Here is a 20,918-nt window from a genome sequence, read left to right as displayed (position 1 = left end):
CTTGCATCTATCGTTTAATTCGACTCTCCACTTCAGCAAGTTCCCTTGAAAAATCAAATTCGTTATTCAATCGTTCCAGCTTGGCAAGCAAGTTTTGGAGAAATTTTCGGTGGGCGTCGGTTTCGGGATTGAATGGACGATGGGCAAGCTCAGCTTGGACTTTCTGGATTTCGGGGATCTTTTCGCGGGTAGCTTCCGGAAAAATAGCCTGCTGCCACTTTTGCCAAATATAGTCCTCCGCTTCTTCGGAAGGATGAATCAGGTCGGACTTATAGAAGCGGTAATCCCGTAGCTCGTCCATGATGATCTCATAGGCTGGAAAGTAGCTGACCGAGCTCATTCTTCGCTCCAGATTGGCGCAAAGCACGCGTAGAAGACTTTTGCTGAGTTGATTTTCGGCCACGCCGTCCTTGATATGGCGCACCGGACTGAGGGTAAGGATGATTTTCAGATTAGGAAAAGCTCTGGAAAAATTATCAAGGACAGACCAAAGTCCCATTTCCATTTCTTCCAAAGTCGATAGCTTTTTCTCAAACAACTTCTGGGGTTGCTTATGGCAGTTGGCTACTCGACCGAACGTCTCATGCTCGTAAATCCAGGCCGTGCCCAAGGTCAGAATCAAATGAGTTCCCTTTTCGAGGTAAGATCGGGTCAGGCTTAGCTTTTGGGAATAAAGCTCGGTGAGTTCTTCAGGGGACTTACCCACCATATCAGAGTGGGTAGCGTAATGAAGAAAAAGCCCGTCACGCGCTAGCACACCATCTTGGTCCAAGGGATCCTGAAATAAGGCATGATCCAGTACATCTGCCAAGTTGAGCGGATGAAAGAGCGTGCCGAAGGGATTGACCAAGATGTCAAACTTGGCATTTTTCATCTTTTGCCCGATCGTCTGAGCAAAGCAGGAGCCCATGCTAAGGATCTTGCTCTGATGAGACATGGGAAAAGGAGAATCAGGAATAGGAAAATCGATGGACCAGCGCATAGGGTGAAGTTAAAATATCTGTCAATATGCAGTTGCTACAAAAAGGAATTTCTACTCAGCTAGTGAGATGGAGGACAGAAGACGGAAGACAGGAGACCGAAGACAGGAGACAGAAGTGAAACTGTTTTATTTATTCAAAAATCAAGCTCACAGTATCAATACACTTTACTCAATCAGGATATTTTTCCTTCATGAAATCGTAGGATTGTTTGATGAGTTCACGGAGGACTGTTTCATTCACATCCGATAGCTTGTTGATGTAGACGCAGGAGGCCCCTGTTTTGTGTTTGCCAAGTTGGGCAAAAAGGTCCTCAAACTTGGTTTCCATGCAACCCATGAGGTACAAAGAAAGCGCCGCCTTACGAGGAGCAAATCCGGCTATCAGAAATTCACCCTTTCTCCCACTGTCATAGTGGTACTTGTATTTCCCAAAACCCACAATCGATTCTCCCCACATCACCGCTCTTTCTCCTGTCACCTCTTCCATAATTTTTTTCAGCTTGAAGGCATCTTCCTTCATTTTTGGGGATGGGGTTGCTTCAAGAAAAGCATCTACTGAAGCAGCTGTGGGTTGGGTTTTATTTTCAGCCATGGTTACAATTGGTAAAGTTCGATAGGCAAATCATCCGGATCAGAGAAAAAGGCGAATTGCTTCCCCGTAGTATCATCGATGCGAATAGGTTCAGCTACCACTCCCAAGTTAGCCAAAGTTTGGACTTCCTTTTGGATATCCTCCACGGCAAAAGCCAAATGTCTTAATCCCAATGCCTCCGGTCGGGATACTCTTTTGGGAGGATCAGGAAAAGAAAAGAGTTCGATCAGGTAAGTTCCATTCAGCGCCAAGTCTAATTTGTAGGATTGCCTTTCGGCCCGATACACTTCCTGCATGGGTTGGAATCCGAGGATTTCAGTGTAAAACTTCTTGGATCGCTCATAGTCCGAGCAGATGATGGCGATATGATGGAGTGCGGAGAGTTGGAGCATAAGCGGATTTATGAATTATTCTGTGGCTAGTTCTTTACAGGAGTATCATCGATTGATCAGTCGTTCCAGTTCATGGGCTAATTCCTTTTTATCGGGTAGGTAAACTTGGTATTTACTCACCAAAAGCTGGTTTGCAATATTTTCGGTGGCATACTCTACTAGAATCTGATCTTTATACGCTCCCAAGATGATTCCCACAGGTTCATTATCACCTTCCACGTTTTCTTCTTTTCTGAAGTAATTCAAATAAAGATTCATCTGACCAATATCTTGATGATCGATTTCTCCACGCTTTAGGTCAATCAAAACAAAGCATTTCAAAATCCGATGATAAAAAACCAAGTCCACAAAAAAGTGGCGGTTTCCTAAAGTGATTTTATACTGTCTTCCTATAAAAGCAAATCCTTTTCCCAGTTCCAAAAGAAAATGTTGCAAGTTATCCATCAACCTTTGCTCCAACTCTCCTTCAGTAACCCTACTTCCTTGGGGAATTCCTAAAAACTCAAAAACATAAGGATCTTTTAGCAAGTCTTTAGGTGTTTGGATTTCAGCGCCTTTTTGAGCCAAATCGAGGATCGATTCCTTATCTTTTGAAATTGCCAATCGATGGAAAAGCATACTCTTCATCTGTCGCTTTAATTCCCTGACGCTCCAGTTTTCTTTTTCGCACTGTTTGACATAAAAACTGATTTCTAACTCCGAATCTGCTTTGATAATTTCCGCATAATGGCTCCAAGACAATTGTCCAGACGGTGTCTGGATTTTTTGAAATTTTTGATAAAATGCTCTAATCTGGAATAAGTTTGACCTACTAAAGCCTTTTCCAAATTCCAGACTAAGATCACGGGAAAGGCGATCCAAGAGTTGATCACCATAAACCGCTCTATCCTTGCCATTTTGTTCATATTCAACAATATGCCTTCCTACCTCCCAATAAGTTTTCACCAAAACTTGGTTAATCGCTGCACTAACCTTTGACCTGCCAAAATCCAGTGCCGAAATGATTTGGTTTTTTAAACCTATGTAGTCAAAATTATCTCTTAAGCCATTCATAGTAGTAGTGTGAAAAAGTGAATGATTTTGTAATTCAATCTAATCTGTTTTTCTAAAAATAACATTAAGTGATATCCATTTCCAGGCAGGAATCAGATAAAATCTGATAACGAATTCTAATTACAATCCTAACTACACATCATAACCAAACACTTAATTTACTGCTATTATTGATCGGTCATTTAAACAAAAAAAGCCATCCAGAAATCTGGATGGCTCTCGGTAAAGATTGGTGGGGTTGATTATTTGGTAATGGTAATGGTTTCGGTTTCTACCTTTTTGCCATCAATAATTTGGATCTCTTTCTTCACTTCCTTCTTGATCATTTCCGCATCAGCTATTGCAGAATGGTCTTTTTCAGAAATATGAGGAGCAATAACCAGGGCCACAATAGACATCAATTTGATCAAGATATTCATGGATGGACCGGAAGTATCTTTGAATGGATCACCTACGGTATCACCTGTTACAGAAGCTTTGTGTGGTTCGGATTTTTTGTAGAACATCTCCCCGTTTATCATCACACCTTTTTCGAAGGACTTCTTGGCATTATCCCATGCACCACCGGCATTGGACTGGAACATTCCCATCAATACCCCCGACACGGTCACACCGGCAAGCATACCGCCAAGCACCTCAGGACCGAAGGCAAAACCAACGATCAAAGGTGAAATCAAAGCAATCGCACCCGGAGCGATCATCTCACGGATAGAAGCTTTAGTAGAAATCTCCACGCACTTTTCGTACTCAGGCTTAGCCTTGTACTCCATAATGCCCGGAATTTCGCGGAACTGACGTCTTACTTCATTTACCATGTCCATGGCTGCACGACCTACAGCCGCAATCGCCAAAGAGGAGAAAATAAACGGAATCATACCTCCTACAAACAAGCCGGCAAGGACATCAGCTTTGTAAATATCAATCGCATCGATGCCCGCAATACCTACGAAAGCTGCGAAAAGCGCCAAGGAAGTCAATGCTGCAGAAGCGATTGCAAAGCCTTTTCCGGTAGCAGCAGTAGTGTTACCTACAGCATCCAAAATATCTGTACGGCCACGAACCTCCTCAGGAAGCTGGCTCATCTCGGCAATACCACCAGCATTATCAGCAATCGGTCCGAAGGCATCAATCGCCAACTGCATCGCAGTCGTCGCCATCATACCTGCAGCAGCAATTGCCACACCGTACAAACCTGCAAATTCATAAGCCCCATAGATACCACCTGCCAATACAAGGATTGGGAGAACAGTAGATTCCATACCTACAGAAAGACCTCCGATGATATTGGTAGCATGTCCTGTAGCAGACTGCTTGATGATGGACAACACCGGTCTCTTACCCATAGCTGTGTAATACTCGGTGATGATGGACATCAAGGTACCTACTACTAAGCCCAAAATGATGGCATAGAACACGTCCATATTGGTGAACTCGTAACCTCGGATAGACAAAGTCTCAGGAAGCATATGCTTTACGATGAAAAACGAAGCGATACCTGTGAATACGATCGATGACCAGTTACCCATGTTGAGGGCTTTTTGAACATCACCTTTGTCATCCTTAATGGTGACAAAAGCCATTCCCATGATGGAGAAAATAATCCCCAAACCTGCCAATACCATTGGCAACAAGATCGGAGCGATACCGCCAAAATTATCTACAGACACGATCTCACGGCCCAGAACCATGGTAGCCAAAATCGTCGCTACATAAGAACCGAACAAATCAGCACCCATACCGGCCACGTCACCCACGTTGTCACCCACGTTGTCCGCGATGGTGGCAGGGTTACGCACGTCGTCCTCAGGAATACCTGCTTCTACTTTACCCACAAGGTCAGCACCTACGTCAGCAGCTTTAGTATAAATACCTCCACCCACTCGAGCGAAAAGGGCGATGGATTCTGCACCTAATGAAAATCCTGCTAGGACTTCCAAGGCTTTCTCCATTTCCAAACCATTCACTCCAGCGCCAGCAGAAACTACATAGAGTTGGTAAAACACAATAAACAAGGCACCAAGTCCCAATACCGCAAGCCCGGCCACACCAAGTCCCATCACAGAACCACCTGTGAAAGACACTTTCAATGCATGCTTCAAGCTCGTACGGGCAGCCTGTGTGGTTCTCACGTTGGCTTTGGTAGCGATCTTCATTCCAATGTATCCTGCCAAGGCAGAGAAAAAAGCTCCAATCAAAAAGGAGATGGCAATCACCGGGCTGGAGGTTTCTACCAAGGTACCAGACCAAGCAAGCACAATGCCTGCAATCACTGCGAAATAGCCAAGAACCTTCCATTCGGCTTTCAAAAAGGCCATCGCACCGTCTGCGATATAGCCGGAAAGTTCAACCATGTTTTTATCCCCTGTGGCCTGTTTGGTGACCCAGGCGGACTTTACTGCCATGGCGAGCAGGCCTACCAGTCCCAGCGCAGGGACCATGTAAATCAACGCTAGTTCCATATTTATGCTTTAATTCAATTTGGGTTTTGTAAATAATCTGCCAAAGATAGGATTAATACTTTTTCAGCCAAGTTTGAAATAATTCCATACCTACTTTTAGAAAAGAAAGAAGGATATAGGGTCGTGATACTTTCGTGAACAATTACCAGTAGTTTGGAATCACAATTGGACAACCTATGAAAAAAATTCTTTTGGTCGAGGATGATCCTGATATCAATCAACTTCTTCTTCTTCATTTACAGGATTCAGGGCACCGAGTAGAGGTCTGTAATCATGGAAAAAAAGGGTATGAAAGAGCGCTATCAGGAGAGTTTGATCTCTTGATTCTCGATGTGATGCTTCCTGAGATGGACGGAATTTCGATTTGTCAAAAATTAAGAGCTTTGGAGATTTTCATTCCGATTTTGATGCTGACCGCCAAGTCTGAGGAAATCGATAAAGTCATGGGACTGGAATCCGGAGCGGATGATTACATGACTAAACCGTTTAAAATCCGTGAATTTTTGGCTAGAGTAAAAGCCATTCTCCGAAGGCAAGAATTGATGCAGCATGCGATCCAAAAGGATAAAAATATACTGAAGCACAGTGCTCTGGAAATTGATCTTGAAAAGAGAAAAGTACTTCTTGCAGAACAGCGTCTAGATCTGACACCCAAGGAATTTGACCTTCTTTTCCTTTTGGCAAAAAATCCCGGCAGGAGCTACTCTAGGAGTGAACTGCTAGAGCTGATCTGGGGCTATGACTTTTCGGGATACGAGCACACCGTCAATGCCCACATCAACCGACTCAGGGCAAAAGTAGAAACAGACCCAAACAACCCTGTTTTCATCCTTACTACTTGGGGAGTGGGATATCGATTTAATGACGAACTCTAATTCATTCTCTATGAAAACACTCTATTGGAGAATATCCCTCACGTTTTTCTTGATCTTACTCTTAGTTGGCGGGGTTTATATCTGGATTACAGCCCAGAATGCACAGCGCTATTTTCAGGAAACTACCCAGCGGTTAAACTCAGAAATCGCATCTTACCTCATCAAAGAAGTAAATCCTTTCCAGGATGGAAAAGTAAATGAGGAAGCATTGGGAATCATCATGCACTCCATGATGGCGGTGAATCCTAGCATTGAGGTTTACCTCCTCAATCCAACAGGAGAAATTCTTTCTTATGTCGTATTGGATCAATTGGTCAAGCTGAAAACGGTAGATATCAACCCTGTCCTGGAATTTATCCAAACCGGTGGAGAAAAATTTGTCCTCGGAGATGACCCCAGAAACCCGGGAGCAAAATCAGTTTTTTCCGCAGCACCGGTTTATGAGCAGGAAAAACTTTTGGGATATGTGTATATCACACTGGAAAGCGAAAAATTTGAAACCATCAGTGCAGGGATTTTGAGTTCTTATTGGCTTCGAGTATCTGCTAACTCTGTGGCAATTACGCTGATCATCGGATTATTGATTTCTTTGATTTTACTGTCTTGGATCACCAGACACCTGAGGAAGGTACTGCATGCAGTAGAGGAATTCAAGGAAGGCAATCTCCACGTCCGGGTTCCTCTTTCCGAGTCAGATTCTGATCTGGCCCTTTTGGGAAAAACATTTAACTCCATGGCCGATCGAATATTGATAAACATCGAGGAACTGAAAAATGTAGACACACTCAGGAGAGAACTCATCGCCAATGTTTCGCATGATTTGCGAAATCCGCTCGCCATCATCAATGGCTACACCGAGACGCTACAAATGCGGGAGGAAAAACTCACCAAAGAAGAAAAGGAAAAGTACTTTAAGGTGATTTTGGATTCGGTGGACAAACTGACCAAACTTGTCACAGATCTCTTTGACTTATCCAAATTGGATTCAGGGCAAATGCCCGTCAGAAAAGAACAGATGAAAATTCAGGAGCTGCTCTATGATTCCAGCCTGAAATATGAGCTTTTGGCAGAAACCAAATCCATCCAAATCCACTCCAATATCTGTTCGGAGTTACCTTCTGTCTTTGCAGATCTCTACCTGATGGATCGTGTCATTCAAAATCTGCTGGAGAATGCCGTAAAATACACTCCTAACCAAGGCGAAATAGAACTTGAAGCTTGCAGCGTTCCGGAAGGAGTCATGATCCGGATTAAAAATTCAGGAACAGGAATCCCACAGGAAGATTTGGAATCTATTTTTGACCGCTATTATAAAGTTGACAAAGAATTTAAAGGGATAGAAGGGTCTGGTTTGGGATTGGCGATTGTAAAAAAGATCCTCGAAATCCATCAAATCCAAATAGAACTACACTCTGATTCAAAAAGCTATACGGAATTTAAGTTTGTGATGCCTATTTGAGGAAAATGCTCAATTGATTAGTCTACACAGAAATGCCCCCAATAAGTTCTCATCTTATTGGGGGCATTTAGTTGCTGAGGCTAGTATTACCTGACCATAATTTTTTACTCCATTCTGGCAAAACCAAAAGGAATCGCTGCAGCTCCACACCAAATAATAGCATGTGTAAATTTAGCATCCGGAAGACCAGAAAGACTAAAAAATTGCTCTCCGGGCTTGCCTACAATCGATACCAACTGAAAACTCGAGGAAGATTCTAAATTGAGTGTCTGAGAAGTAGCCAAGTAAACCGTCACGGTACCCGTGCTAAATTTAGTGGTGAAGTTTTCGGACAGCCTTACAAAATGCTTGCCGTCCTTATCCTTTACAATCGCCACATTTCCCTGCGTATTGGTGGAGCTTTGAGCCGTGAGGTTACCGGATTTGATCACATCTACCTGCCCCATGACCATTTCATTGTCGTCTGGCGCATCAGGACTACCGTCTTCTCCTGTACAAGATGCAATTGATAAAGTAAATGCTGCAAGCAGCGTCCATAATTGATAGTTTTTCATTGTTTTAGTAGTTTATAGTGTATCAAGATTTCTAAACAGGAACCTCCCCCTACTGTAGGAGATTTTATTTTGCGCTTTCAGCCTGGAAAGCACTGTGGTGACCGTCTGTCTACTGGTATCTGTGAGGGTAGCGAGATCTTCATGGGTGAGGGGAAGCTTCAGTAGCGTTTCGGAACCGAATTTTTTCCCCAATCGCATAGCTAAATCCTTTAGGGTAAGCCTGATTCGTTCCTCTGAGTCCTTTTCAATAAATCGCTCCAATCGGACTCTAGCCTGCAAGAGCTCGAAGTGGAGATTTTCCAAAATCCCAAGTAGTCGAAATAAACTGGGATCTTCCCATGGAATAAATTCCAAAACAGTCTGATCCTCTGTAGCATAAGCTGAGTAGGAGTACTTTTTTCCTTGGCCTGTTTCCATTATTTCTCCTAGATATTCGCCGGTAATCTTAAAGGAAAGGATTGTTTTGGATCCTGTATCATGAATCCTGCTGGTTTTAATTACTCCGGATTTGATCAGAAAATACCCTTTGAATGGCTGGCCTTGGTGGAATATCAGTTCTCCTTTATTGATAAAATGGAAAGGCGTTAAAGGTTTTCTTGCATTTAAAATCATGCCGAATTAGGGTTTCTTAGGTTTTCGCTCGTAATACACTCCAATAGAAAAGGTGCCTGCTGAGTAGATATTTCTTCGTTCAAAAAGAAAATCCGAATAGTTTCTATAATTAAGAGAGAGATGAATACCTGAATGGATAGGGATAGCTGCCCCAAAGCTGTAACTGGTGAATTCTGAACCATCCCCTCGCACAAAATCCGTGATTACAGAGACATCGTCCACCGAGGTAATCGCATTGATCCGTGAGTTGATCCACACTAGATCGGCAATTTTGTATCCGACTTCTACCCCTACCCCGACCTGGTCCGAAAATGAGATCCCATCGTACTGCGTCCTGAAATTGTATGCCCCGTAAAGGTTGCCATAGAGCGGTGCATTAGGTAGCGCAAATGATGTGGCAAGGGTGGTCCAAACATTGAATTCACCATCTCCGGAAGGCAGATTGATGGACTCAAAATCATTGAGTACGCTTTTGGCAAAGTGATTGGCCTTGCCAATTGGGAGCTCGGGGGCGACAGAAATAGAGAGTGGAAGGTGCTTTTTGAGCAGTGCCTGCTTAAACTCCAGCCGCAAATCCCCCAAGCCGCTCACGGTCTCTGTGGAAGAAAACCCGTTCCATACTTGCAAAGGCCAGTTTGCGATCACCGTAAACTTATCTGTCAGGCCATATTCCCCATAGAAAACCAGGGAATTTTGGGTAAACCGGTTGGTTGAAAGATTTTCTCCGCCAAGTGTAAAGTAATCTTCCGAGGAAAATCGATTGAAGCTAAGCTGGTAAAATCCCTCCGTCTTCTCCTTAGTCCAGCCACTTTGGGCAAACGAGGTAAAACTTATCAAAAGGAGTATCGGACTGAGCCAAAGCTCAATCCAATACTTGGTGACAACAATTTTCCTCATGCTTATTGAAGTCTAGCATTGCCAAACGGAACCCCAACAGATCCACACCAGAGGATCACGTGGGTATATTTTCCTGTAGATGCTCCTGTAGGAATAGCAAAGAAGTTTTCTCCAGCCATTCTTACAGGGCCAATGGCCAATAAATTGGGATTCCCATTTGCGGGATCCGGAGTAAACGTAGCCGAGGTAGAAAGAAAAACGGTCACTGTTCCCGTAGCCAATGCTGTTTTGAATGCAGCGTTGAAAGCCAAAAACTCTTTACCTTGAGTATCGACACCCAAACTCGCAGTACCTGCCGAACCCGCCCCGTTTTGATCAATGAAATTTCCCGACCTCTGCACAGTCAAACTCCCGGTAGGCATCGTGGGATCAATTACCACGGAATCAGTATCTCCCGAACAGGAGATCAAGCCTAAAAAGGCGACATAGAATAGCAAAAGTGACTTTTTCATGGGATAGATAGTTTTGGTTTTTGATTGAATCAAATCTCCTGATAGACTATCACAAAAAGTTCACAAAACTTTAAACCTTTGTATTGCAGAGAAAATAAATCACCTACCAAATGACCCTTGTAGAATTCAGAAACTTAGCTCAGCCTCAGACTCAATGGTCCATAGAACTCCACGCCCTTTGGCTGGATGGAAAAGGCTTTTGGGAAAAGGCACATGATCTCATTGATCAGCTTCCGGGAAAATCGGCAGCAAGAGTACATGCCTACCTACACCGCAAAGAAGGCGATCAATGGAATGCGGATTATTGGTACCGACGCGCGGGAGAAACTCGGCCTAGCGTCACCCTAGATCAGGAATGGGAGGATCTGGTGAAGCGGTATTTGGTGTAAAGTGAATTGAATTTTTACTCTTGAAAACTTCAGAGGGTACTTAGAGTTTATTGCACATGCACCTGATCTTCTTCGCCTTGCTATTCTCTTTTGGTATGAATTCTAATCCCAAATCACCGCGTGACTTTGTATGGCAAAACAGAATTTTGATTTTGGAATCCTATCCCGGTGATTCAATTTGGTTTGAAGCAGACCTTCAGGCGCGGTTGCAGGAGAGAAAGCTCCATATTTTTCTATTTGATGGCTCAAAACTGGCAAAATCAACTTTCAAGGGCGAGATAGACACCCCAAAATTCCTTGAAATCCTCAAACCAAAAAGCAAATCCAAAGTGAAATGGGCCTTGATTGGATTGGATGGAGGCGTAAAAAACACAGGTTTTGAAAGCCCAACTCCTTCCCAAATTTTCAGGATTATCGATGCCATGCCCATGCGGCAGTCCGAAATAGGCAAGCAGAGAAATTAGTTGAATTAAAGGAAGTATTGCGAAGAAATGTCTCCTTAACATCGAACGCCGAATAATGATGGAAGAATAGCGAAGGTGACAAAGACCTGTCAGGTTTTGAAAACCTGACAGGTCTAGCCAAAAGCTGAGTTAGTCATTACTCCTTCTTCACCAACACCAAATCCAAGCCCTCGAGGTAATCCCCATCTGCAAGGGCTTTGACTTCAAACTCCAGGCTGGATGGCTCTGGATTTACCTCCATAAACTCCAACTGCTTGGCATCTACCCGAAGCTTGTACTTGCCCGGCAAGAGACCGTAGGAATAAAACGTACCATCGGAGAAGGTTCGAATGACCTCCACAGGCTCGGTCTCTCCTTCACGCAGCAACTCCAATCGCAATCCTCCCTGCCCTACTTTCTGACCATTTCTGAGTAAAAAGACGGTTCCCTCGATGATACCTGTCTGATAGAGCGGAATGTCGATTTGTCGGAAGCGGTTGGGCTCAGCCACAAAGGAGAAGCTTTTCAACTTTGGCGCAAGGTTGGGATTTGGCAAAGCCGTGATATCGATATCGAGACGGTACTTCCAATAGCTTTGCAGCTGCGTAATCCTCAGTATCCCGTCCGAACCGATGAGAATGTTGGCAGAGCGATCGAGACGAACTGCTTTTGCAGGAACGATTTCTTCGCCTTCGTCAAAAGCCCCGTTTTCATTCGTATCAACAAAAAGCCGCACTGCAGCCCCCGAACGGGTAATCTGATCTCTATTGCTTGGCACTACTCCTTTTCCCGCAGGGTCATACGCCAAAGAACCACTCAAGCCCTGCTGAATCGTATATCCTTGACTTCTCTTGGTAAACTGAGACGAGGATCGGATGGAATTGAAGTCATACAAAAAACCGACCTGAAACTGAGATTGCTTGAACGCCAACTCCCTGTCAAAGCCCAAGGTAAATCGGCCATTTCTGAATAAGGTCTGCGAAAGGAGCACACTGATAGTCTCCGGACGCTGCAATAAGGTGGAATATCGAAACTGCCCGCGCAGGAAAATCCCCCTGACATACACCGGGATACTTTGGGTTCTTGGCAAGGTATAGGTCAAGGCTGAAGTAAAGAGTCCAAACTGGTTTTGGGCAGGATTTTCAGGATCATCGATAACACCCCTTGCCCCTCCGCGGAAGTTCATTCGCAGGACCACTCGACTGATTTGGGTATTGAAATCGACTTGGTAATTATTCACCCCAACACCCGTATTAAACCAAATCCGCTCCCCTGTCAGTCGCAGTCCGGAAAACCGCTCTCCCAATTTGAAGGGGTAGAACACGTTGAAATTGGCATCACGAACCTGACCGCGGACATTGAAAATGGAAGACAGGTTGTATTCCGTGTATTGGGCATTGATACTGGTGTTGTCGGAGTAAAACACACTGGCATTGGCGCGGTAGTAGCGGTCAGGGAGTGCGTCCACATTGAGCAAGTATTGCTGAAAAAGCCGGGCAGAAAGCCCAAAAACCGGGTAAATGGTTTTTTCTCCAAAAACCTCCCCATGGTCTGCACCCGCTCTCACGGTCAGGGCATTGGTCACACCGTAGGAAATATCTGCATGCGTAGCGAGACTAGTGCCTAAACTGTCAAAGGCAAACTGGGGCAATCCCGCCTGAATGTTATAGCCCACAAACCCTTTAGGCAAAAAGCTAAATGGCACCTGAATCTGTCGATCCTGAATAATAACCTCCCCCTGAGGCGTATAAATCCGAAGACTCAACCTCACAGTACCGTAAATGACAGGCGCATTGAATCGGTAGAAACCTACCTCATCTGCATGGGTGAAATCCACCAACTGCCCCCCGATCAAAAGCTCCACTTCAGAATCAGGCACGGTGGTCCCATCAATCACAAATACATCCAAATCCATCCTTGGAATCACCGGATTGTTGGTCACGGCCACCCCGAGTAAGTTGGTGGAATTGGTAAAGCTCGAAGTATTGATCTGTCCTGCCGAGATGCTGGCAATTCCCACATTTCGCTCGGGGCTCATTCCACCCGGCAGCACATAACGCCATCGTAGACCGGAAAAATTATGCAGAACATTTCCCTGAGACAGGTTGCCGATGTAAGTTCCCTGTAGATCTCCTCCGAGAAACTCCAACCCTGCATTTAGATTCAGTCCAAGATTGGTGCCTAGATTAGATCGGGTTAATATCGTGTTATAGTCCAGTACGCCCAAGCTCAAGGCCTTTCGCTCCCGGTCGTAAAGCAGCGGTGCAGATCCGCCAGTTTGACTTGTTCGTTGTTGGAGTTGCTTCCGGATGGCTTCTCGTTTTCTTCGCTCCTCGATGGGAAGGACAAAATCAGATTTCAGGCTAACGCTGAGGGCATAAACGTTAATAGTAAAATTGATTCCAAAAATCTCTTTGAAGTAATCAGGATGTAAAAAAAGGTCCAATTCCCCGAAGTAAAACTTGTCTGCTTCGAGTGTGGCTGACTTCCCTCTGACCACCAGTTGGTTGGTCACCGGATCGATCAGCCAAGTGTCGTTTTTGGTAGGATAGGCACCTTTCAGACCTTTTCCGGTGTCCGTTCGGTCGGCAGGGATATACAGGAGACTGAGCACTTCGCTTACGGGCAAGTAGGCGACATCTCCAAAAAAGACCCCATTCAGGTAGACATTGCCAACTGCGGGGTAATTAAAATTAAGCAATACCTCTCCATCCGGCTCGCGCTGGGCATAGCCGGTCTGAGGGATTCCCAAAATCAGGCAAAAGAGGAATCCAAAAAGAAAACAGGAAGAGGATTTCAACGGTAAAGTTGCCGGTGGTTTTTGGGTGAAAAGGAATTGGTTAACCTGTCAGGATTAGTTGACGGTCAGGGTGATTTTTTCACTTATCGGAGGTGATTGGACCAAGTCGGCAGATGGAATGTCTGACCTCTTGGTTTCAAAGAGGAGTTCGATCTCGTAGGTGCCTGCGGCAAGTTGCTTTTCCAAACCCAGCTCAATGGCTCTTTTTCCGGAGAAATAAAGTGCAGTCGTCTGTTGTTGAGAAGCCAAAAGCTCACCTTGTGTATTTTTCAGCGTAGCTGTCACACTTCCTAGAAAAGGGGAATTGCCGGTTACCGTAAAGTCTGTTATGACTCGGAGGGCATTTTCCTTGATTTCGGTCGTGATTTCTCCAAACTCTAATCCTGTCTGCACCTCTCCTACTTTATGGAACGTGGCAATGACCTGATCAAACTTAAAGTTGACCTGAGTCGAGACTCCCTCTGTGTCAACTTGCTCCACGTCGGTGGTTTGGGGATTTGAGGTGATTTTGATTCGGGTGAAATAGGTACCTGCAGCGAGGCTTCGCTCCGGTCTGACCTGAAGTCTTACCGTCTGCTGTTGCCTGGGTCCGAGAATAAAACTCCTTGGAAAAGCACGCAGTCGATCTCCTAAGCCATGTTGATTTTCTCGGATCGAATCCCCATAAACCATCAGCAAATTGCCTAAAGAGTCATTTCCCGGATATCCAAAGACGAAACTCACTGCCACTTCCTGAGGAGTATCTCCCGGATTGGTGATGAATACCGACCCGATCCCATTTTGATCGATAAACACCGAAGTCGGTGCGATCGAAATCTGAGCATATGTGCTTGGAATCAAGAAAGCACCAAGCAGGAAAAATAGAAGAAGAACCCTTTTCATCAGACTAAAAGAAAGAAGCCGGCGGCTACTGCCACCGGCTTGATTTGGATTAATTGTATTCTACAGAGATTTCGAAAGTACCGGAATAGGTACCTTGAGCTTTATTCACCATTGTCGGCAAAGTACCACCTACCCAGATGTAAAAAGCATTGCTAACCAAAGCAACAGTCCCTGCATTAGCAATCCCTGCTGCTGAACCTTGATTAGCATCATCAGCATCGCCAACAACTTCTGGAGTCATCACGATGGTTTCAACACCCCCTACAGTCTCTGTAAGTGTTACAGTAGCATCATAATAAACAGTAATAGATGCATCAGCTCCAGTTAGGTTAAATCTCGCTACATTGGTTACGGTACCAGTATTAGCATTGTCTGTACCATTTGCATCCAATACTACAGCCGCAGGCGTATTAGCTGAAACATTACCGAAGGCAATTTCATCTTGCACCCCGTCCAAAGTAATTGTCAAGTCTGCCAAAATCCTTGCAGAAGCAGGTGCTGTGGTGGTTTTCTGAGCGTTTGCTGCGAAGGTCATTCCGGCTACTAGGCCAAGTGCGAGTACTGATTTAAAGATAGTTTTCATGTGTTTGTTTGTTTTGTTTGTTTGTTTGAATTACTTGTTTGTTTGTTTCTTTTTGATTTTTAAGTACTTGTGTATTCAGTTTTCAAAGTGCTCCGGATATTTCCCATATCCTCGGCGATAGGTTTTCAGGTCTTTTTCATCATCTTATCGTCCTCGTTGTGAAAGTTTTACAGGTATGTTCAAGGGTATTCGATTTTTACAGTCAATCCATCTATCACCGGTATCCCAAGCCAGGCCTTGACTTTAGTTGGCATCGGCTTCATGTATCGGATCAGTTGGTATGTATCTGAAAGAATCACCTCCGAAGAGTTGATACTTAGCGTAAAAGCCTCTTCAAAATCAGAGCTTCCATCATTCAGAAAATAAGCCTCGGGTGCAGGTTGAATCTCCCGCTGAGGCAAATCCATCTGAACCAGTATGGAGAGATTCTCATCTGCTTCGAGACCAACCCAACGTTTTGCCTTCGTTTTTTCCCAAGTGCCTCCCTCCAGCGGGTCCATCACCTGAGAACTGAATTGCACACCTGCAGGAATCTCCAGTCTGATGGCGACAAACTGAGCCTTTGCCATAGTGCTTACCAAGACCAAGAGCATCACAGAGGCGATATGGAGGAGTTGCTTAGTCATTGCTTGTGAAGTAGACATTGATGGTAATATCTGCCAGGTAATCGCCTGCATTTACAGGACCTATAGGGCCAAGCTCTCCATAGAGAAAAAGCCAAGCCGTGGATTTGGGTCGCACATAAGTTCCTGAACTCGGGGTCGGAGGCGGTCCAGGAGCTCCCGTTAATCTCCGATTAACCGGGAAGGTCACATTGTAAAATCCAGTTGGAAGCTCCACCGCGGTAGCCTTTGCAGCCATCTCGTCGGGTGCTGCCTGATTGTTGTAAGCAATCCCCAACCGGAATGGAACCATTTCTTCAGGAGCAGAACCAACCCCATCCAAACTCAAGAAGGTCGGCGCATCTACCTCCACCGTGAGATCATAGCCATCCGGTGCCTGAATCTGAAAACCCACCGACTGATTGTCGACCAGATTGATCGTGACTGCAGGGCTATTCGCGGAAATGGCCGCTTTCTTCAGATTAAAATTCAGGTTTGGATTAGCCAGAACGGGATTGATCGTGATTTCCTCACTACCTGTCCAAGTACTGAAATTGATGCGCTGAGCCATGGCAGAAGGAGCCAAAGACCACAAACTCGCACTGATCCCGAGAACTAAAAAGATAAAGTGATATGTAGATTTACCCTTCATCAGATGTATTCGAGTTCAAGGATAAATTCAGACAAATACAATCCCGGTCTGGCACGGCTTAAATCCAGATTGGCTCCCAACCAGAGGAAAAGAACTCCTTTTTCACTGAGTCTCACATTGCCCTCTCCCAGCTGCAACGTTGTACTTTGGATCTGCGTATCCTCAAAAGCCTCACTGACGAAATACTGGGCAGCTACTTCACCTAGCCCTTCGCGTTGCTCTTTGAGAATTTCGGTTTGCAGAAAAGTGATTCTAACACGGCTTCTGGGATTACCGAGAATTTTAAACATCCCTGCATAGCTGCTGGTGGTAGGCGAAACGATGATTCGATCGTTTTCTACCACCGGACTGATCAAATCCAGATTCCGGATCGTCAGCATTTGCAAGTTGTCGGTAACCGTGGCACTGGCACGCACGCTCAAGTTGGCTTTGCGGGTATCATCCACTTGGGCTTGAGCGGCTTGGTATGCCAGGCAACAGATCAGTGTAAGTATTAAAATCAGGGTACGCATTAGTTTTTAATCAGCTTTTGGGTGAATTGTCCGGTCGGAGTGACAAGTCGGATGAGGTATATTCCTTTTGGAAGAGCAATGGACTGAGGTGCCCATTCCAGTTCATGAATTCCAGTAGAGTAGGATTGCTTTGGAAAACCTCCCACTTCCTGACCGAGGAGGGAGTAAATTTTGACTTCGGCATCCTCCGATACAGGGAGGAAAAACCGGATCTTAGTCTGATCCACAAATGGGTTGGGAGCTGGAGAAAACAGCTTGGGAAATTCAGGTAAGTACTCAATCCTCCCTTCAGGAAATTTTCCGATAAATAGAGTAAAAGGTCTTTTGGGCTTGGAACCAGCTGAAATCCTTGCATTGGCAGGATTTTCCTCTTCATCCAGAGAATAAGGGGTCTGAAAGACCACTGCACGCGGTGAAAGTAAAGTATCAAGTCCTTTTCGCCCATTCGAGGTGGTCGCCTTAGGAGCCTCGAATTCAAAGGCATAGGCACTTTCCTTCTTCATATCGACCGCCTTTTGATTGATGTGATCCATCAATACCAAATCCAAGGAAGGCTCCCAATTCACTGGCAGTTTCCAATCCATCAAATAGGCACCTTTAAATGGCTCCCCTTTCTTGGCAGAAGCCAAATGGAGAGGTATCACTCTATTTTCCTGACTCACTAGAGATGGCTGATGGTTAATGACTAAAGGACTTTTTGTCTTGAGCGAACCAAAGGAGTAAAGCAACAGCCAGTCTTCAGCCAATGATTCCAGTTGGTATGCGTCCTTTGGATCCACATCCGTTTCTCCTCCCTCCCCAAAACTGATCAATGACTGCGCATTCATCCCTTCGCCCATCACATGGAGTTCTAGAATAGAAATAGGTTCGGTTTGCTTTCTACCAAAAAAATCAGTGGATAACAGAGATTTAGGAGCATTTCCATTGAGCATCAAAACTGGAGAAGGGGCATTGGCCTTGACCCAAAAGGCTTGAAAAGGAGTTATTCTTCCACTTCCTAAAGAACCTGAGGTACCATTCCAAGTGAGAAAACTGGAAGTCGCCGGATCCCAAACGTAGATGGATTGATCAATATTTGTTTTGGTCCAACCTGTTGGCGAATGAAAATCGATGACACTGGCGGTAGGATTGGCCACCAGATTAAACCCTTCATCTGCTTGGTTAACCTCTATGAGTGAATCACCCTGAGCGACCGAGCTGGTGTTTCGAGGGGTAAAAGTGACGCCAAAGTCAAAATTTCCTGATGCCAAATTCACCTCTGTCCCACTCACAGCCATGGTAAGCGGTAGAGCATCCGAATAGTTTCCTCCTCCCGGCTTACTTTCCCCATTGAAAACATAGAAATAATGACCCCTCCCGGCAGGAACTGAGGCAGAAAGTGAGACAGGCTGCCTCCAACCTTGTAAGGTGGTTCCTTTATCCGTCTCGTCCCACCATAGCAAATTAGGTTGAAGCGTGGGATAGGTAGACCCAGGAAATCCTTGGGTTTCAAATCCGGAAGTTAGTGCTGCATAGGTAGAATTGATCGGAGTTCCCACCAATCTCCATCCCTTGCTACCAAGGAACCGTTGCCTTACTTCCAACGTAGGATTGGAGGTACTTCTATTTACATAAAATGCTCCTGGTTGGATGATCAATCTCCCTGAACCAGTGTTGACAGATCCAGAAGCATTGATTTCTAAGGATCTTCCGGTTGCTAGGGTGATGGTGCTGGCTCCGCTAAGTATTACTGAAGTTGAGATTTGTAAAATATCCCCTGTTGGTGAAAGAGGCGAGTTGATTGTTTTGGTACCCGAACCCACAAAAGACAAGTTGAAGAATTGCCCTGTGCCGCTGTTGGTTAATGAACCGGAGGTTGTTCCTCCGAAAATAAAAGTAGAAGTCCCTGCCGAAAAGGTTCCCTGATTCGTCCAATTGCTATTGACCTGGTGTGTGAACGAACCAGCTGAAAAAGAAGTACCCGAACCGATTGCAAAATTGCCTCCGACCGTCATTCCGACCACGGCAGTGGCGGTGACTGTACCGGAGAGTGTGAAATTCGAGCAGAGTTGGGTGGTACCAGTCTGTAAGGTTTTCACTCCTGAACCACTAAGGATCAAATTCCCATAATTAACCCCAGCCACAGTTTGCGGGCCATTAGCATAATATTCCACCGTACTGCTACAATCAAGGGTGCGATTAGAAAAAACGGAAGGAAAATTGGAGACACCACTTAGCCTGAGCCCTGTATTAGCCTCCAAGTAAAAGCTGCCTCCGGAAGTCGCTCTATTTGCGGTGAATGTGACCAAATCCAGTACCCCTAACTCCACTCCCAAGTCTGAGGAAACCTCTTTATCTGAATCTAGAATCACCAGATTATCTCCATCACTTCCAGAATTGGCTATGATCAAAGAGTTTACTGTTGCAGGCAGCCCGTTTCCTACTGATTGATTAGAACTTCCATTGTAAACATAGTCAGCACCAGTACTGAAATTTCTAGTACCTAAGACCTGAATATTTCCTGTTGCTCCCGAATTGGCTATTCCATTTGGGGAAGTGATGCCTAGGGTAGCACCAGAGGATAGGGTGAATGTGCCCCCACCTGTCACAGTAGTACCTGAAGCTGCCATTTGGAGAAAAGCTCCCGAGTTTACTGTCCAATTGATCGTATTGGTAACCGAACCGCCTGAAGTGAAAAGTTGAGGGGAGCCAGAGCCAGAAAAATTAATAGATGCTCCACCTGAACCACTTCTGGAAATTGTTCCTCCCGTATGGGTTAGATTTCCATTTATATTAAGTGTCCCCCCACCATTATTATTTTGCTTAACAAGTAAACTTCCTCCTGAAATAGTCACATTCCCGGAGACAGTTAGAACTCTAGTATTAGAATTACCTGATGCAATTGCAAAAACACCTCCTCCAATAATCAAATCGCCTCCAATGGAAAGTGAAGCAACAGTTTGAATAATCTGGCCAGTTGCGGATCCATTGTTGATTTCAAGATTCCCTGCAATACCTGTAGGATTAAAATTGACACTATTGCTGCCTAAACCTATGGCATTCCATATAAAATTTCCGAAGCTTTGATTTAATCCAGTTGGATCTGTAGATGTTGTCCCTTCGATTCGGACTGTTGAACTAGCTGCCCAAATAGCTGTTGGAATAATTCCTCCATTTTGTGCATGTATGTAAGTTCCATTATCTCCAAAAACAAATGAGGCACCTGATGCGATGGTTATTGTACCTGTGGATCTAGAAAAAGTGCCAGCAACTTCAAAATCATTCCCAGTCCCATTCGTAATTGAGAGAGTTACATTGGTGTTCAAATTCACTTGGCCACCCACAGCAACTACTACCTGATCTACGGATACAGCAGCTGTTATTGAAACTGTATCCGCATTTTGAATAGTAATGACATTTGCATTAGTATTCGTTGGGGTGGCAGTAGCCGCAACCCAGGACGTACCATTAAAGCGTTCCCAGGTGGCTGTAGAATTCCAATTACCTGTTTGTCTGGATCGATAATCATTAGTAGTCTGTCCCCAACTCACCCCAAAAAATAATACCATCACACAGACCAAAACGCTGCGAGACGGTGTTAAACAAAGTGTACTTTGAGGTAAAATTTTAATCATTTAATCAGGCTTGTATGCAGTTCATTTCTTCCTTTATGTATGAATCGCCATCCTCTTTAGGGTGAATAAAGAGTGTGTTTTAATACCTTTTTTTGTATATATTATTATCCAAAT

Annotated in this window: 20 protein-coding genes; 4 read left to right on the top strand and 16 right to left on the bottom strand. The window is 44.8% G+C overall.

The annotated features are described in order from the left end of the window. Nucleotides 1-7: 7 nt before the first annotated feature. The 5 genes from ACFPIK_RS04550 to ACFPIK_RS04530 all read right to left on the bottom strand — a co-directional run bounded on the left by ACFPIK_RS04550 (nucleotide 8) and on the right by ACFPIK_RS04530 (nucleotide 5,478). Complete coding sequence (locus ACFPIK_RS04550) at nucleotides 8-982, bottom strand: GSCFA domain-containing protein (protein ID WP_377912687.1); 975 nt, start codon at nucleotides 980-982, stop codon at nucleotides 8-10. A 169-nt stretch (nucleotides 983-1,151) separates the two neighbouring features. Continuing rightward, entirely contained in the window at nucleotides 1,152-1,574 is a 423-nt protein-coding gene (locus tag ACFPIK_RS04545) for a DUF1801 domain-containing protein (protein ID WP_377912685.1), read from the bottom strand. 2 nt (nucleotides 1,575-1,576) lie between these two features. Further along, entirely contained in the window at nucleotides 1,577-1,966 is a 390-nt protein-coding gene (gloA2, locus tag ACFPIK_RS04540; protein ID WP_377912683.1) for an SMU1112c/YaeR family gloxylase I-like metalloprotein, read from the bottom strand. Between the two features lie 45 nt (nucleotides 1,967-2,011). Then, entirely contained in the window at nucleotides 2,012-3,019 is a 1,008-nt protein-coding gene (locus tag ACFPIK_RS04535) for a PDDEXK nuclease domain-containing protein (protein ID WP_377912681.1), read from the bottom strand. Between the two features lie 242 nt (nucleotides 3,020-3,261). Beyond that, a complete protein-coding gene (locus ACFPIK_RS04530; protein WP_377912679.1) occupies nucleotides 3,262-5,478 on the bottom strand; it encodes a sodium-translocating pyrophosphatase in 2,217 nt (738 codons plus the stop codon). Between the two features lie 176 nt (nucleotides 5,479-5,654). On the opposite strand from ACFPIK_RS04530, the gene ACFPIK_RS04525 reads away from it, so the two are divergent. Continuing rightward, nucleotides 5,655-6,353: a response regulator transcription factor gene (locus ACFPIK_RS04525; protein WP_377912677.1), complete on the top strand. Its 699-nt coding sequence runs from the start codon at nucleotides 5,655-5,657 to the stop codon at nucleotides 6,351-6,353. Nucleotides 6,354-6,363: 10 nt separating this feature from the next. After that, the gene (locus tag ACFPIK_RS04520; RefSeq protein ID WP_377912675.1) at nucleotides 6,364-7,812 is read left to right on the top strand and encodes a HAMP domain-containing sensor histidine kinase; all 1,449 of its coding nucleotides are present in this window, start codon (nucleotides 6,364-6,366) and stop codon (nucleotides 7,810-7,812) included. A 104-nt stretch (nucleotides 7,813-7,916) separates the two neighbouring features. Here ACFPIK_RS04520 and ACFPIK_RS04515 read toward each other — a convergent pair whose 3' ends face one another. From ACFPIK_RS04515 to ACFPIK_RS04500, 4 genes are read right to left on the bottom strand one after another with little or no spacing between them, the layout of a single operon-like run. Then, a complete protein-coding gene (locus tag ACFPIK_RS04515; RefSeq protein ID WP_377912673.1) occupies nucleotides 7,917-8,366 on the bottom strand; it encodes a DM13 domain-containing protein in 450 nt (149 codons plus the stop codon). Nucleotides 8,367-8,378: 12 nt separating this feature from the next. After that, nucleotides 8,379-8,978 carry a Crp/Fnr family transcriptional regulator gene (locus tag ACFPIK_RS04510; RefSeq protein ID WP_377912671.1) on the bottom strand — a complete coding sequence of 200 codons (600 nt, stop codon included), beginning with the start codon at nucleotides 8,976-8,978 and terminating at the stop codon, nucleotides 8,379-8,381. Between the two features lie 6 nt (nucleotides 8,979-8,984). Further along, nucleotides 8,985-9,875, bottom strand: a complete 891-nt coding sequence (locus tag ACFPIK_RS04505; protein ID WP_377912669.1) for a hypothetical protein — start codon at nucleotides 9,873-9,875, stop codon at nucleotides 8,985-8,987. A 2-nt stretch (nucleotides 9,876-9,877) separates the two neighbouring features. Continuing rightward, nucleotides 9,878-10,327 carry a DM13 domain-containing protein gene (locus ACFPIK_RS04500; RefSeq protein WP_377912667.1) on the bottom strand — a complete coding sequence of 150 codons (450 nt, stop codon included), beginning with the start codon at nucleotides 10,325-10,327 and terminating at the stop codon, nucleotides 9,878-9,880. Between the two features lie 110 nt (nucleotides 10,328-10,437). On the opposite strand from ACFPIK_RS04500, the gene ACFPIK_RS04495 reads away from it, so the two are divergent. Next, nucleotides 10,438-10,716, top strand: a complete 279-nt coding sequence (locus ACFPIK_RS04495; RefSeq protein ID WP_377912665.1) for a hypothetical protein — start codon at nucleotides 10,438-10,440, stop codon at nucleotides 10,714-10,716. Nucleotides 10,717-10,811: 95 nt separating this feature from the next. After that, nucleotides 10,812-11,180, top strand: a complete 369-nt coding sequence (locus ACFPIK_RS04490) for a DUF4174 domain-containing protein (RefSeq protein ID WP_377912663.1) — start codon at nucleotides 10,812-10,814, stop codon at nucleotides 11,178-11,180. 136 nt (nucleotides 11,181-11,316) lie between these two features. Here the strand turns inward: ACFPIK_RS04490 and ACFPIK_RS04485 are convergent, their stop codons facing one another. From ACFPIK_RS04485 to ACFPIK_RS04455, 7 genes are all read right to left on the bottom strand, one after another. Continuing rightward, nucleotides 11,317-13,959 (bottom strand): fimbria/pilus outer membrane usher protein, encoded by a 2,643-nt coding sequence (locus ACFPIK_RS04485; RefSeq protein WP_377912661.1) that lies wholly within the window; start codon nucleotides 13,957-13,959, stop codon nucleotides 11,317-11,319. 54 nt (nucleotides 13,960-14,013) lie between these two features. Continuing rightward, nucleotides 14,014-14,841 (bottom strand): hypothetical protein, encoded by an 828-nt coding sequence (locus tag ACFPIK_RS04480; RefSeq protein ID WP_377912659.1) that lies wholly within the window; start codon nucleotides 14,839-14,841, stop codon nucleotides 14,014-14,016. 49 nt (nucleotides 14,842-14,890) lie between these two features. Then, nucleotides 14,891-15,424 (bottom strand): DUF4402 domain-containing protein, encoded by a 534-nt coding sequence (locus ACFPIK_RS04475; RefSeq protein WP_377912657.1) that lies wholly within the window; start codon nucleotides 15,422-15,424, stop codon nucleotides 14,891-14,893. Nucleotides 15,425-15,603: 179 nt separating this feature from the next. Continuing rightward, on the bottom strand, nucleotides 15,604-16,050 hold the full coding sequence (locus ACFPIK_RS04470) for a hypothetical protein (protein ID WP_377912655.1): 447 nt from the start codon (nucleotides 16,048-16,050) through the stop codon (nucleotides 15,604-15,606). Beyond that, on the bottom strand, nucleotides 16,043-16,678 hold the full coding sequence (locus ACFPIK_RS04465) for a hypothetical protein (RefSeq protein WP_377912653.1): 636 nt from the start codon (nucleotides 16,676-16,678) through the stop codon (nucleotides 16,043-16,045). The genes ACFPIK_RS04470 and ACFPIK_RS04465 overlap by 8 nt, the downstream gene beginning before the upstream one ends. Beyond that, nucleotides 16,678-17,190 (bottom strand): hypothetical protein, encoded by a 513-nt coding sequence (locus ACFPIK_RS04460; RefSeq protein ID WP_377912651.1) that lies wholly within the window; start codon nucleotides 17,188-17,190, stop codon nucleotides 16,678-16,680. The genes ACFPIK_RS04465 and ACFPIK_RS04460 overlap by 1 nt, the downstream gene beginning before the upstream one ends. Continuing rightward, nucleotides 17,190-20,804, bottom strand: coding sequence for a T9SS type A sorting domain-containing protein (locus ACFPIK_RS04455; protein ID WP_377912649.1), 3,615 nt, complete (start codon nucleotides 20,802-20,804; stop codon nucleotides 17,190-17,192). The genes ACFPIK_RS04460 and ACFPIK_RS04455 overlap by 1 nt, the downstream gene beginning before the upstream one ends. Nucleotides 20,805-20,918 lie beyond the last annotated feature (114 nt).

Source organism: Algoriphagus aquatilis (genome assembly GCF_042657405.1).
Lineage (GTDB): Bacteria > Bacteroidota > Bacteroidia > Cytophagales > Cyclobacteriaceae > Algoriphagus > Algoriphagus aquatilis.
This window is presented reverse-complemented; position numbering and strand designations above follow the sequence as displayed.

What these genes read in the sequence shown, in the direction of transcription:
- ACFPIK_RS04515 (WP_377912673.1), bottom strand. Translation starts at nt 8,366, where the DNA reads ATGAAAAACTATCAATTATGGACGCTGCTTGCAGCATTTACTTTATCA.
- ACFPIK_RS04545 (WP_377912685.1), bottom strand. Translation starts at nt 1,574, where the DNA reads ATGGCTGAAAATAAAACCCAACCCACAGCTGCTTCAGTAGATGCTTTT.
- gloA2 (WP_377912683.1), bottom strand. Translation starts at nt 1,966, where the DNA reads ATGCTCCAACTCTCCGCACTCCATCATATCGCCATCATCTGCTCGGAC.
- ACFPIK_RS04470 (WP_377912655.1), bottom strand. Translation starts at nt 16,050, where the DNA reads ATGACTAAGCAACTCCTCCATATCGCCTCTGTGATGCTCTTGGTCTTG.
- ACFPIK_RS04455 (WP_377912649.1), bottom strand. Translation starts at nt 20,804, where the DNA reads ATGATTAAAATTTTACCTCAAAGTACACTTTGTTTAACACCGTCTCGC.
- ACFPIK_RS04530 (WP_377912679.1), bottom strand. Translation starts at nt 5,478, where the DNA reads ATGGAACTAGCGTTGATTTACATGGTCCCTGCGCTGGGACTGGTAGGC.
- ACFPIK_RS04480 (WP_377912659.1), bottom strand. Translation starts at nt 14,841, where the DNA reads ATGAAAAGGGTTCTTCTTCTATTTTTCCTGCTTGGTGCTTTCTTGATT.
- ACFPIK_RS04475 (WP_377912657.1), bottom strand. Translation starts at nt 15,424, where the DNA reads ATGAAAACTATCTTTAAATCAGTACTCGCACTTGGCCTAGTAGCCGGA.
- ACFPIK_RS04505 (WP_377912669.1), bottom strand. Translation starts at nt 9,875, where the DNA reads ATGAGGAAAATTGTTGTCACCAAGTATTGGATTGAGCTTTGGCTCAGT.
- ACFPIK_RS04460 (WP_377912651.1), bottom strand. Translation starts at nt 17,190, where the DNA reads ATGCGTACCCTGATTTTAATACTTACACTGATCTGTTGCCTGGCATAC.
- ACFPIK_RS04525 (WP_377912677.1), top strand. Translation starts at nt 5,655, where the DNA reads ATGAAAAAAATTCTTTTGGTCGAGGATGATCCTGATATCAATCAACTT.
- ACFPIK_RS04465 (WP_377912653.1), bottom strand. Translation starts at nt 16,678, where the DNA reads ATGAAGGGTAAATCTACATATCACTTTATCTTTTTAGTTCTCGGGATC.
- ACFPIK_RS04535 (WP_377912681.1), bottom strand. Translation starts at nt 3,019, where the DNA reads ATGAATGGCTTAAGAGATAATTTTGACTACATAGGTTTAAAAAACCAA.
- ACFPIK_RS04550 (WP_377912687.1), bottom strand. Translation starts at nt 982, where the DNA reads ATGCGCTGGTCCATCGATTTTCCTATTCCTGATTCTCCTTTTCCCATG.
- ACFPIK_RS04510 (WP_377912671.1), bottom strand. Translation starts at nt 8,978, where the DNA reads ATGATTTTAAATGCAAGAAAACCTTTAACGCCTTTCCATTTTATCAAT.
- ACFPIK_RS04520 (WP_377912675.1), top strand. Translation starts at nt 6,364, where the DNA reads ATGAAAACACTCTATTGGAGAATATCCCTCACGTTTTTCTTGATCTTA.
- ACFPIK_RS04495 (WP_377912665.1), top strand. Translation starts at nt 10,438, where the DNA reads ATGACCCTTGTAGAATTCAGAAACTTAGCTCAGCCTCAGACTCAATGG.
- ACFPIK_RS04490 (WP_377912663.1), top strand. Translation starts at nt 10,812, where the DNA reads ATGAATTCTAATCCCAAATCACCGCGTGACTTTGTATGGCAAAACAGA.
- ACFPIK_RS04500 (WP_377912667.1), bottom strand. Translation starts at nt 10,327, where the DNA reads ATGAAAAAGTCACTTTTGCTATTCTATGTCGCCTTTTTAGGCTTGATC.